The following is a 12,523-nucleotide window of genomic DNA, read 5'->3' as shown; positions in this document are numbered from 1 at the left end:
GTAACGTCATTCGTCATGCATCTCAAGAGTCTGACGCTGAAGGGCTTCAAGTCCTTCGCCTCCGCGACGACTCTTCGTTTCGAGCCTGGGATCACCTGCGTGGTGGGTCCCAACGGTTCCGGCAAGTCCAACGTCGTCGACGCGTTGACCTGGGTGATGGGGGAGCAGGGCGCCAAGGCGCTGCGCGGCGGAAAGATGGAGGACGTCATCTTCGCCGGCACCTCTGGCCGGGCCCCGCTCGGCCGGGCCGAGGTGACGCTCACGATCGACAACTCCGACGGCGCGCTGCCCATCGAGTACTCCGAGGTGTCCATCACCCGGCGGATGTTCCGTAACGGTGCCGGCGAGTACGAGATCAACGGCACCTCCTGCCGGCTGATGGACGTGCAGGAACTGCTCAGCGACTCCGGCATCGGCCGCGAGATGCACGTCATCGTCGGGCAGGGCCGGCTCGCCGCGATCCTCGAGTCCCGCCCCGAGGACCGCCGGTCCTTCATCGAGGAGGCCGCGGGAGTCCTCAAGCACCGCAAGCGCAAGGAGAAGGCCGTCCGCAAGCTGGACRCCATGCAGGCCAACCTGGCCCGCCTCGGCGACCTCACCGCGGAACTGCGCCGACAGCTCAAGCCGCTGAGCCGGCAGGCCGAGGTCGCGCGCCGGGCCCAGACCGTCCAGGCCGACCTGCGCGACGCCCGGCTGCGGCTGGTCGCGGACGACCTGGTCACCCGCCGCGGCGAACTGGCCACCCAGGCCCAGGGCGAGGCGATGGCCCGCGCCCAGCAGGAGCACGTGCAGGCCGAACTCGAGGCGGCGTCCGCGGAACTCGGCGCCCACGAGCACGCCCTGGCACGGCTCACGCCGGGCGCCGAGGCCGCCGGTCAGACCTGGTTCCGGCTCTCGGCGCTGGCCGAACGCGTCAACGCGACCATTCGGATCGCCACCGAACGCGCGCGGCACCTCGACAGCGCGCCCGCCGTCGGCCGCGGCCAGGACCCCGACCAGCTCGAGGCGCAGGCGGAGCGGGTGGCGGCCGAGGAGGCCGAGCTGGTCGAGGCGCTCGAGATCGCCCGGGCCACCCTCGATGCGGCGCGCGAGCAGCTCGCCGAGTACGAGGAGGCGTCCGCGGCCGCCGAACGGGCCCACCTGGCCGCGGTCCGCGCCATCGCGGACCGGCGTGAGGGTCTCGCCCGGCTCTCCGGGCAGGTGGACACGTTGCGCACCAGGGGCGACTCCATCGACGCCGAGGTCGCGCGGCTCTCGGTGGCAATCGAGGACGCCCGCGCCCGAGGTGACGCCGCGCAGGCGGAGTTCGAGAGCGTGCAGGACCGGATCGGCGACCTCGACGCCGGCGAGTTCGGGCTCGACGCCCACAACGAGCGGGCCGTCGCCGCGCTGGCCGCCGCGACCGCGCGGGTCACCGAGCTGAAGGACGCCGAGCGTGCCGCCGGGCAGGAGGTGGTCTCGCTGCGGGCGCGGATCGAGGCGCTGTCGATCGGCCTGCAGCAGAAGGACGGCGCCGCGTGGCTGGTCGAGCACCGGTCCGGCGACGGACTGATCGGGCCGCTGGCCGGGTTGCTGCGGATCAGGACCGGTTTCGAGGTGGCGATCGCCGCCGCGCTCGGTCCGGCGGCCGACGCCATCGCCGCGGGCTCCGTCGCCGACGCCCGGTCCGCGGTGGCGGCGCTCAAGCAGGCCGACGGGGGACGGGCCGCGCTGGTCGCCGGGGGCGCCCCGGCGCCGGTCGCGGTGGTCGCGGCGTTGCCGGTCAGTGCGCATCCCGCGCTGGACCTGGTGGAGTACCCGGACTCGATGCGCGGCGCGTTGGGCGCGTTGCTCGGCGCCGTGGCGGTGGTCGACGACCTGGCCGCTGCCGCGGATCTTGTTGCCGCGCAGCCGCATCTGAGCGCGGTCACCCTCGACGGCGACCTGCTCGGGGCGGGGTGGATCACGGGCGGATCCGACCGGCGGCCCTCCACGCTCGAGGTGCAGTCCGCCATCGACGCGTCGACCTCGGCCTTGGCCGACGCCGAACGCCGGGCCGAGGAGCTGACGGCCGCGCTCGCCGGGGCGGAGGCCGAGCAGGCCGACCGGGCCGAGCACGCCGAGCAGGCCCTGGCCGCGCTGAACGAGTCCGACGCGGCGATGTCCGCGATCTACGAGCAGCTCGGCCGGTTGGGCCAGGTGGCCCGTGCCGCGCACGCGGAGTCGGAGCGGCTCGCGGCCCAGCGCATCGCGGCGGAGGCCGGACGCGAGGAGTCGGTCGAGGCGCTGCGGGAACTCGAGGAGCGTCTCGCGCTCGCCCAGCGCGAGCAGTCCGACCCGGGTGGCGCCGCGGCCGGGGACCCGAGCTCCGAGGACCGCGAGGCGGCGTCCGCCGCGCTGGCGGAGGTGCGGGCCTTCGAGGTGGAGGCCCGGCTGACGCTGCGCACGGCGGAGGAACGAGCCGAGTCGGTGCGGGGCAAGGCGGACTCGCTGCGTCGCGCGGCGCAGGCCGAGCGTGAGGCCCGGGCGCGGGCGGAGCGGGCGATGGCCGCCAGGCAGAACGCGGCGGCCGTCGCGGCGGCCGTGGCGGAGTCGGGGCAACGGGTGGCCGCGCACCTCGAGACGGTGGTCGCCGCGGCCGCGGCGCACCGCGACGAGCTGACCCGCCAACGCGCCGAGCGCAGCGGGCAACTCGAGACGGTGAAGGAACGGGTCCGTCAGTACACCGCCCAGATGACCGCCCTGACCGACGCGGTGCACCGCGACGAGGTGGCCCGGGCGCAGGCCGCGCTGCGGATCGAACAGCTCGAGCAGACCATCGCCGAGCAGCACGGCATCGGCCTCGACGACCTGGTCGCCGAGTACGGGCCGGAGGTGCCGCTGCCGCCGTCGGCGCTCGAGGTGGCCGAGTACGAGCAGGCCCGCGAGCGGGGTGAGCAGGTGGTCGCGCCGGCGCCGATGCCGTACGACCGCGCCACCCAGGAGCGCCGGCTCAAGCTCGCGGAGAAGGACCTGGCCACCCTCGGCAAGGTCAACCCGCTGGCGCTCGAGGAGTTCGCCGCGCTCGAGGAGCGGTACAACTTCCTGTCCACCCAACTCGAGGACGTCAAGAACGCCCGCAAGGACCTGCTCGGGGTGGTGGCGGACGTGGACGCCCGGATCCTGCAGGTGTTCACCGAGGCGTACGCGGACGTGGAACGCGAGTTCGTCGGTGTGTTCGCGAAGCTGTTCCCCGGCGGCGAGGGCCGGCTGGTGCTGACCGATCCGAGCGACATGCTCACCACCGGCATCGAGGTCGAGGCCCGCCCACCCGGCAAGAAGGTCAAGCGGCTCTCGCTGCTCTCCGGCGGGGAGAAGTCGTTGACCGCGGTCGCGATGCTCGTGGCCATCTTCCGGGCCCGGCCGTCCCCGTTCTACGTGATGGACGAGGTGGAGGCCGCGCTGGACGACACCAACCTGCGCCGGCTGATCGGGCTGTTCGAGCAGCTGCGGGAGAAGTCGCAGCTGATCGTCATCACCCACCAGAAGCCGACGATGGAGGTCGCGGACGCGCTGTACGGGGTGAGCATGCGAGGTGACGGCATCACCCAGGTGATCTCCCAGCGGCTGCGGGGTCAGAACCTCGCCGTGCCGGAACCGGTGGCTGAGTAGGCACATTGGACTCGTGCGAGCGGTCCGTTCACTGCCCCTAAGCTTGACGGGTGGCAAAACGAGGTTCCTATGCGAAAGGCATCGAGCGGCGCGAGCAGATTCTCGACGCCGCACTGCACGTGATCGCCGAACGCGGCTACCGGGCGACATCGGTCAGTGAACTGGCCGCCGCGGTCGGGCTGAGCCAGACGGGCATCCTGCACTACTTCGGCTCCAAGGAAGAGCTGTTCATCGCGGTGCTCCGCAAGCGTGACGAGGTGGATGCCGCGGCTCCGTGTGGCCGGCACCCGGTGGAGGCGTTCGTCGAGGTGATGCGAAAGAACGCCGAAGTGCCCGGTCTGGTCGAGCTCTTCGCCTACATGTCCGTGGAGGCGTCCAACCCGCAGCATCCCGCCCACCAGTTCATGCTCGACCGGTACCGCATTCTCACCGAACTGCTCGCGGGGGCTCTGCGCGCGATGCAGGATTCCGGGTCCCTCGCGCCCGACATCGACGTAACCTCTACGGCCACAGCGTTGGTGGCGCTCGCGGACGGGTTGCAGGTGCGATGGCTGCTCGACCCGACAATCGACATGGCGGGGCAGATCGAGCAGTTCTGGAATCAGATCGCCGGCCGTACCGAGGCCTGACGAGTCCCGCGCCCTGTGCGAAGAGTCGGCCCGGAATCACACCCTTGTGATTGAACACTGAGCGGTATACGGTTTCTGAATTGTGACTGGTGTCACGGGCCGGACGGCCCTGGCGCTCCCGGCACGAAACGGGCGCAACGACCAAGGGGAGACAACTGTGGGGTTGAAGACTGGAGTGAGGCGGCTTGTGGCGACCGTGGGGGTGCTGGCCGCGGTGACGGGTGTCGCATCGGGCGCGTCCGCATCGGCGGACCCTGCGCCCGGCCTCGAATACGTCAATCTCGGCGACAGCTTCAGCGCCGGATCCGGCGTCTCGCCGATCGCGCCCGGGACGCCACTCGAGTGCTGGCAGTCCGAGCAGAACTTCGCGCACATCGTGGCAGCGGAGCGTGGCTACCGGCTGACCGACGTCAGCTGCGGCGGCGCGAAGACGCAGGACTTCTACGAGGCGCAGTACGAGAGCACCCGGCCACAGTTCGAGGCGCTCACGCCCACGACGGAACTGGTCACCCTGATGATCGGCGGCAACAACAACAACACCTTCGCTGAGGCGATGGTCACCTGCATCGGCGCAATGGTGTCGAACCCCGGCGTGTTCGAGCCCTGCCGAGTGCAGGCCGGCGCCAGCCTGACCGATCCGATCGTCAACGAGACCTACCCCGCGCTGGTCACCGCGCTGCGGGACATCCACGCCAAGTCGCCGCGCGCCCAGGTCGTCATCGCCGGCTACCCGTGGCTGGTGCCCGCGAGCGGCGGTTGCTCGCCCCAGATGCCGCTGGCCGAGGGCGATGTCAGCTACCTGCGTGACATGCAGGCCTCACTGAACGACGCGATCAAGCGCGCCGCCGCAGAGACCGACTCGACCTTCGTCGACATGTCGCAGGTCTCCGAGGGTCGCGACGGCTGCAAGTCACCCGCCGAGCGTCTGGTCGAGCCGATGCTCTTCGCCAACCAGCCGGTTCCGGTGCACCCGAACACCGCCGGTGAGCGTGCGCTCGCCGACCAGGTGCTGGCGGCGATCGGGCAGTAGTCCGCCCGGTCGGCGGTTCGCCCTGGCTCCCGGTTCCCTCGGACCGGAAGCCGGGGCGAATTCGTGTCGATCGTGTCTGCCTTCATAATCGGACATGATCTGCCAACCCGTGAGGAGCCCACTGTGAGCGAGACCGTCGCACCGTCACATCCGTTCGACGACGCCGTCGGCCTGACCCCGGTCGGCGACGGTCGTTTCGCCGGGCACACGTCCGCGGACTACGCCAACATGGTCGGCCCGTTCGGCGGCATCACCGCCGCGGCGCTGGTGCGGGCGGTGCAGCAGCACCCGGACCGGCTCGGCGACCCGCTGTCGTTGACGGTCAACTTCGCCGGACCCGTGGCCGAGGGCCCGTTCGACATCTCCGCCCGGCCGGTGCGGACCAACCGGTCGACCCAGCACTGGGCGCTCGAGCTGACCCAGGACGGGGTCGTCGCGACCACCGCGACCGCGGTGTTCGGCACCCGCCGCGACACCTGGTCGTCCGACGAGATCACGATCCCGGCGGTTCCCGATCCGGATTCCGTTGCGCCCGACTCATTCCCGGACTTCATCGCCTGGGCCCGCAACTACGAGATGCGGTTCGTCGAGGGCGGAATCCCGAAGCTGGAATCGGTCGAGCATCCGACCTCCACCTCCACGCTGTGGGTGCGCGACACCCCGGCCCGGTCGCTCGACTTCCCCGCGCTGACGGCCATGAGCGACGTCTTCTTCCCCCGGGTGTTCCTGCGCCGCGGGAAGTTCATGCCGGCCGGCACCGTCACGTTGACCGTGTACTTCCACGCCGACGCGGCGGCGCTCGCCGAGCAGGCGGATGCCGCGGTGCTCGGCTCGGCCCGCGCGCAACGGTTCGGCAAGGGCTACTTCGACCAGTCCGCGGAACTGTGGGGACGAGACGGTGTGCTGCTGGCCACCGCGCACCAGCTCGTGTACTTCAAGGACTGACCTCGACCGACGAAAAAGGGCGGTTGCCCGGGCCTGACCCCTCGGTCCATGCCCCGGCAACCGCCCGTCCGTCCGCCGGCTATCCGGCGCGCAGGAACCGTCCCGTCCGCTTGGTGCCGAGCACGGGCGTCGGCTGCCCGTCTCGGACGACGCATTCGCCGCCGACGAACACCGCCGACACCGCATCGTCGTTCCGGTTGACCATTCTGGAAAGCCCGTCGTACTCCGGGACCGGGCACTCGGCATAGGCGTCGAGTGAGGCGTCGAGATGCTCCGGGTCGAGCACCACCACGTCGGCCCGGTCACCCTCGCGCAGGTGTCCGGCGTCGAGCCCGTACCAGTCGGCGAGCTCGCCGGTGAGCCGGTGCACCGCCTGTTCCGTGGTCATGAACGGAGTTCCCGCCTGCTCGGCGTCGCGGACGCGACGCAGCAGGCGGAGGCCGAAGTTGTAGAACGCCATGTTGCGCAGGTGCGCGCCCGCGTCGGAGAAGCCCAGCTGCACACCGGGATCGGACGCGAACTTGTTGAGCACCTCGGGACGGTGGTTCGAGATCGTGGTGCKCCATCGAACCTTGGTGCCGTACTCGACCACCAGGTCGAGGAAGGCGTCCACCGGGTGCACCCCACCCCGCTCGACCCCGACCTGACCGAAGGTCTTGCCGATCACGGAATCGTCCGGGCACTCGACGATCTCGGCGTCGAAGAAGTCGCGATGCCAGACCCGCGGACCGTACTTCTTGTCGTAGTCCTTGCGGAACCGGCGGCGGTAGGCCTCGTCGGCCAGCAGCGCGCTGCGCGCCTCGAGCTGGTTGGACAGGTCCAGCGCCGCGGCCCCGGACCCGAACTCCTCGAACACCGGCAGGTCGATGCCGTCGGAGTACACCTCGAACGGGACGGGAAGGTGCTGCCACCGGAAGTTGCCGCGCATCGCGTTGACCGCCCGCGCCATCGCCGGGAAGATCTGTGCCACAGCCGGAATCGCTTTTACGTCGGCGGCCGAGAGCAGGGAGACCTTCAACGGGCGCCGGAAGAGCCCGGTGCTGCTCAGGGCCAACGCGACCATGGTCTGCGGGCGGCCCACGTCGGGGCCGGCCTGCAACGCCCGGCCCCGTCGACGCAGGATCGCCGTCAGCCGGCGACGTTCCTGCCGCGTCGAGTACGTCGAGGGCAGGGTCCTGGACCTGCACACCTCGCCGTCGAGCTTGTCGAAGAGCAGTTCCTGCGAGGACATGCCGATGAAGCCCGCGTCGAGCGCCTCCTCGAGCTTGGCTGCCATCGCGTCGAGTTCGGCGGGGGTGGGCTTGACGTCCTTGCGGGTCGACCGGTCCAGGCCCATCTGCGCGGCCCGGATGTCCGAGTGGCCGATGAAGGAGGCCACGTTCGGGCCCAACGGCAGCGCCTCGATCGCCTCGACGTACTCGTGCGCCGAGGTCCAGGTCTTGGACTCGGTGAGCGTGTCGACCACGTGTTTGCGCGGGATGGCCTCGACCCGGCCGAACAGGTCGCCCGCGTCGGAGGGGCCGGCGTGGACGGCCGACAGCGAGCACGACCCCAGGAAGATCGAGGTGACGCCGTGGCGCACCGACTCCTTCAGACCCGGGCTGAGGATGACCTCGACGTCGTAGTGGGTGTGGATGTCGACCATGCCGGGCATGACCCACTTCCCGGCCGCGTCGAGAACCTGCGGGCAGTCCGCCTCGTCGAGCGGGTCGACCGAGACGACCGCCACCCGCCCGTCCCGGATGCCGAGGTTGCGGGTCACGGACTTCGCGCCGGTGCCGTCGAACCACCGGCCGTTCTTGATGATCACGTCGTAGCTCATGGCAGAGTCTTCCATTCTCGAACTTCTTCGATTGCCGACTGGGGGACCATCAGACGGTCACCTTGGTGCGCATCGTCTTTCCGGTCGCGTTGCGCGGCAGCGGGACGGTGGTGATCCGCCACTGTGCCGGGACCTTGAAGTAGGCGAGGCGTTCACTGGCGAACGCCCGCAGTTCCTCCTCCGTGACGGCGTCGTCGGACCGCGCGACCACCACCACGGCCACCTCCTGGCCGAGGTCGGCGTGGTCCACGCCGAGCACGACGCACTCGAGCACCTCGGGGTGCTCGTCGAGGCACTGCTCGATCTCCATCGGGTACACGTTCTCGCCGCCGCGCAGGATCAGGTCCGATCGTCGCCCGGTGAGCCGGACCATGCCGTTCTCGATCACGCCGAAGTCGCCGGTGCGCAGCCAGCGGTCCTCGCTGATCGCCGCGGCGGTGGCCTCGGGGTTTTCCCAGTAGCCGAGCATCACGTAGGGGCTGCGCGCGCAGATCTCACCCTCCACCCCGTCGGCGACCTTCTCCCCGAACGGATCCCGGACCTCCACGGCGACCCCGATGATGGGTCGGCCGAGGGTGCCGGGGAAGTGTGCGAGGTCAAGGGGCGTGGCGACGGAGATCGCGGTGGCACTCTCGGTCTGGCCGTAGCTGTCGACGAGCGAGTTGCGTGCGAACGGCACCTTCTCACGGAGCCGGTCCTGGAACGCCGCGGACGACGGCGCCGCCGACAGCGCGAACGCGGTGACGGAGGAGAGGTCGTAGCGCGAGAGGTCCTCGTGCTCGAGCAGGCGATTGGCCATCGTGGGGACGGCGGCCCAGTTGGTCACGCGTTCGCGCTCGACCAGCCGGAGCATCCTGTCCACGTCGAACGAGCCCTGGTAGATCACCACCGCGCCGCCCGTGGCGAGCCGCGGGACGGCCAGGTTGTGCAGGCTGGCGATGTGGAACAGCGGCGAGGTGAGCAGGTACCGCCGGTCGCTCGGGGCGTCGGAGTTCGGGTCGCCGCCGGTGAACGCGGCGGCGAGTGCGTCGCTGAACCGGTGGTAGTCGATGGTCGCGAGCACGTTCCGGTGCGAGTGCACGGCGCCCTTGGGGCGGCCGCTGGTCCCGCTGGTGTAGAGGATCACCGCCGGGTCGTCCTCGGCCACCTCGGTGGTCGGCAGCTCGGCACCGGCGAACTCGGTGAACAGCCGGGGCAGGTCCTCCTCCATGGTGAGCACCGTGGTGTCCACGTCGAGGCCCGCGAGCACGGCGGCGCGCTTGACGTCGGCGACCACGACGGCGGGCGTGGTGTGCCCGACGCCGTACTCGACCTCACGCGGCGCCCACCAGGCGTTGAATCCGACTGCGATCGCGCCGAGCGTCTGCGCCGCCCAGAAGGTGACGAGCCACTCGGGGGAGTTCGCGGCCAGGATGCCGATCCGGTCGCCCTTGCCGACGCCGTAGCGCTCCCGCAGGGCGGTGGCGAGCGCGGCCACCGCGGCCCCGTGCTGGGCGTAGCTCATCCGGGTGTCCTCGGTGACGAGGTAGTCGCGGTCGCCGTAGGCCAGCGAGTTCGCCAGCACGTCACCGAGGGCACGGTCGCGGTTCTTCATGATCGGGATGTCGGCACCGAGCACGTTCTCCACGCCGAGTTCGAACCGCCCGCCCGGGCCGGTGAGGCCCGCCATCACGGAGGCGATGTATGCCTGGGGGTCAACAGAATTGGTCACCGGGAAACCTCTTTCCGTGCCGCGTGAACGGCGTCGTTGGTGGCGTGCAGGTAGGCGTCGCTGCGGTCGGAGCCGATCAGCCCAGGCGCCATCTTGTTCATCGTGTAGGCGAAGGTGAGCCGGTTGTCGAGGTCGTTGACGAGCATCGACCCGCCGAAGCCGGCCCACCAGCACACCCGGCCGTCGCGCACCAGCGGGGCGGTGTCCGGGTGGGGGAGACCGTAGCCGATGCCGAACCGCAGCGGGGTGAGGATGGCCAGGTCGATGCCGTCGGCCTGCTGCTCGAAGATCAGGTCGATGGTGGCCTGGGAGAGCAGACGTGTGCCGTCCAGTTCGCCGCCGCAGGAGATCAGCGACTGCAGGCGGGCGACCGAGCGCGCGTTGCCGTGACCGTTCATGGCGCCGAGCTCCGCCTGCCGCCAGTCGGCGGTGTTGACCTTCTCCAGGTCGAGCCACGGGCTGGTCACCGACTTGACCAGGATGCTGTCCTGGTCGAGCGTGGACATGTCGAAGTCGATTGCCGGCGCCGGGATCATCGGGGCGATCCGGCCGAAGTGCTCGGGGCCGGTGCCGATGTGGAAGTCGGCCCCCAGCGGTCCCGCCAGCTCCTCGGCGAAGAAGCGGCCCAGGCTGCGGCCGTCCACTCGCCGGATCACCTCGCCGACCAGGTGCCCGTAGTTCAGCGCCTGGTAGCCCGACGCGGTGCCCGGCTCCCACCAGGGCGCCTGCGTGGCCAGCCGGGCGCTGGCGGCCTCGGTGTCGTAGATGTCCTCGAGTTCGATCGGCCGCTCCCAGCCGGACACGCCGGAGGTGTGCGAGAGCAGGTGCCGAACCTCGATGTCCGCCTTGCCGTTTGCCGCGAACTCGGGCCAGTAGTGCGAGACCTTCTGGTAGACGTCGATCTCGCCGCGATCGACGAGGAGCAGCGCGGACAGCGCCGTCATCGTCTTGGTGAGCGAGAAGACGTTGACGATCGTGTCCTCGGCCCACGGCGTGGTCTGCTCCTGGTCGGCGTAGCCGCCCCAGACGTCGACGACCGGCTGCCCGTCGAGGGTCACGCAGATCGACGCCCCTAGCTCCTCACCCGACGCGAGCTGCTGTTCGAGTGCCTCGCGGACCGGCTCGAAGCCCTCCGCGCAGAATCCCTGTGTCAGTGTCATGTCGTTGTCCTCTCACACGTTCTGCATGGCACGGGCTGGCACGGGCAGGGTGTTGCCGGCGGCCTGGGCGCGCTTGCCGCCGCTGACGATTTCCTTCTTCAGGTTGCGCACGTACGGGTCGAACTCGCACTGGATGGTGTGCCTGGGGGACTTGTAGTACGGCTTGAGGTAGTACTCCTCGTCGGCGGCGAGGACGGCGCCCATCTCGCTGGGGGCCGGCGGCAGGTACTTGCCCGCGAGGTAGGCGGCGACGAGCTTGCTCTGCTGCTCGGCAAAGTTCACCAGGGTCGGCATCGGCTGCGCGAGGCCCATGAAGAACAGATTGTCGATGTCGGGCTTCATCATCCGCTTGAACAGCGGGAAGCGGTTCTCGCTGTCGGGCAACAGGTTCGGATCGGTGAAGAACGGGAAGCTGATGTGGTAACCGGTGGCGCAGACGATCACGTCGACATCCAGGGTGCTTCCGTCGGTGAAGCGCACCTGCTTGCCTTCCAACGCGGCGATCGCCGGCTTGAACGCGATGTCGCCCGAGCCCGCCTTGCCGAGGAACTCGCCGCTCGCGGACGGGTGCGCCTGGAAGGGCAGGTGGTCGGGCTTGGGCAGGCCGTAGCCCTCCATGGTGCCGAGGTTCTTGTCCAGGAAGCGCCGTTGCAGCGCCAGGGCCAGCGGGCGTGGCATCCAGGCGGGCATCGACATCTTGTCGCCGGCCTTGCCCTTGAGGTACTTCGGCAGCACCCAGACGCCGCGGCGGGCGGAGACGGTCAGTGTCTTGGCCAGGAAGCGCTGCGAGAGCTCGGAGGCGATGTCGAGGCCGGAGTTGCCCATCCCGACCACCACGACGTTCTTGCCGCGCATGTCGACCGGATCGAACGGGTCGTTGTACTCGTGGCTGTGGATCAGCGTGCCGTCGAACTCGCCGGGGTAGTCCGGGGTCCGCGGGTCCCAGTGGTGGCCGTTGCACACGATCAGCGCGTCGTAGGTGCGCGCCTCGCCGGTGGACAGCGTGACGGTCCACAGGCCGTCGTCGTCGCGCTCCGCCCGCTCGACGGAGGTGTTGAACGTGATCTTCTCCCGCAGGCCGAAGTGGTCGACGTAGTCCTTGAAGTACTCGAACAGCTGCGAGTGGTGCGGGAAGTCGGGCCAGTCGGCGGGCACCGGGAAGTCCTCGAAGGCGAGGCGCCACTTCGAGGTGTCGATGTGCAGGCTCTGGTAGCAGGCCGACATGCCGTTCGGGTTCTTGTAGTACCAGTTCCCGCCGACCTCGTCGGAGGCCTCGAAGCAGTCGAACGGGATGCCGAACTCCTGGAGGCGCTTGGCGGTGGTGATTCCTGACGGACCGGCGCCGATGATGCAGACGCGAGGCAAGTTCGGGGAGTGCATGGCTTCTCTTTCTGCCGGGGTCGGTGGGCCGCCGTCTCGTGTCTTCCCGGTGGTCGCGGCGTGGTGCGGGGAGAACTTCGACTGTGACTGTTGCGGCACATGCGACTCGATGTGACCTACGACATAGAATATCTTTGACTGACGGACTGTCAAGTGAATGACGTAAAGTTGATTTTGTTGCGGTACGGCGACTGTCCGAGCCGCGAGTAACCTTCG

Annotated in this window: 8 protein-coding genes; 4 read left to right on the top strand and 4 right to left on the bottom strand. The window is 69.9% G+C overall.

Going from position 1 to position 12,523, the window contains the following annotated elements; translation table 11 throughout:
• The first annotated feature begins 15 nt into the window (after positions 1 to 15).
• From smc to AC1DU4_RS05730, 4 genes are all read left to right on the top strand, one after another.
• Positions 16 to 3,630 (top strand): chromosome segregation protein SMC, encoded by a 3,615-nt coding sequence (gene smc, locus AC1DU4_RS05745; RefSeq protein ID WP_477838096.1) that lies wholly within the window; start codon positions 16 to 18, stop codon positions 3,628 to 3,630.
• Between the two features lie 50 nt (positions 3,631 to 3,680).
• Entirely contained in the window at positions 3,681 to 4,259 is a 579-nt protein-coding gene (locus AC1DU4_RS05740) for a TetR/AcrR family transcriptional regulator (RefSeq protein ID WP_477838095.1), read from the top strand.
• Between the two features lie 187 nt (positions 4,260 to 4,446).
• The gene (locus AC1DU4_RS05735) at positions 4,447 to 5,289 is read left to right on the top strand and encodes an SGNH/GDSL hydrolase family protein (protein WP_477838094.1); all 843 of its coding nucleotides are present in this window, start codon (positions 4,447 to 4,449) and stop codon (positions 5,287 to 5,289) included.
• A 123-nt stretch (positions 5,290 to 5,412) separates the two neighbouring features.
• Positions 5,413 to 6,234 (top strand): acyl-CoA thioesterase, encoded by an 822-nt coding sequence (locus tag AC1DU4_RS05730; protein WP_477838093.1) that lies wholly within the window; start codon positions 5,413 to 5,415, stop codon positions 6,232 to 6,234.
• Between the two features lie 79 nt (positions 6,235 to 6,313).
• On the opposite strand, the gene AC1DU4_RS05725 is transcribed toward AC1DU4_RS05730, so the two are convergent.
• The 4 genes from AC1DU4_RS05725 to AC1DU4_RS05710 are packed head-to-tail and all read right to left on the bottom strand — an operon-like array spanning position 6,314 to position 12,307.
• The gene (locus tag AC1DU4_RS05725) at positions 6,314 to 8,056 is read right to left on the bottom strand and encodes an N-acyl-D-amino-acid deacylase family protein (RefSeq protein WP_477838150.1); all 1,743 of its coding nucleotides are present in this window, start codon (positions 8,054 to 8,056) and stop codon (positions 6,314 to 6,316) included.
• Positions 8,057 to 8,105: 49 nt separating this feature from the next.
• Entirely contained in the window at positions 8,106 to 9,767 is a 1,662-nt protein-coding gene (casG, locus tag AC1DU4_RS05720) for a steroid-24-oyl-CoA synthetase (protein WP_477838092.1), read from the bottom strand.
• A complete protein-coding gene (locus tag AC1DU4_RS05715; RefSeq protein ID WP_477838091.1) occupies positions 9,764 to 10,927 on the bottom strand; it encodes a serine hydrolase domain-containing protein in 1,164 nt (387 codons plus the stop codon). Before AC1DU4_RS05715 ends, casG begins: the two co-directional genes overlap by 4 nt.
• 12 nt (positions 10,928 to 10,939) lie before the next feature.
• Positions 10,940 to 12,307, bottom strand: coding sequence for a flavin-containing monooxygenase (locus tag AC1DU4_RS05710; protein ID WP_477838090.1), 1,368 nt, complete (start codon positions 12,305 to 12,307; stop codon positions 10,940 to 10,942).
• Positions 12,308 to 12,523: the final 216 nt, after the last annotated feature.

Source organism: Rhodococcus sp. P4_F5 (assembly GCF_056401315.1).
This window is presented reverse-complemented; position numbering and strand designations above follow the sequence as displayed.

Coding starts and splice junctions, on each gene's coding strand:
- AC1DU4_RS05715 (WP_477838091.1), bottom strand. CDS start 10,927: ATGACACTGACACAGGGATTCTGCGCGGAGGGCTTCGAGCCGGTCCGC.
- AC1DU4_RS05710 (WP_477838090.1), bottom strand. CDS start 12,307: ATGCACTCCCCGAACTTGCCTCGCGTCTGCATCATCGGCGCCGGTCCG.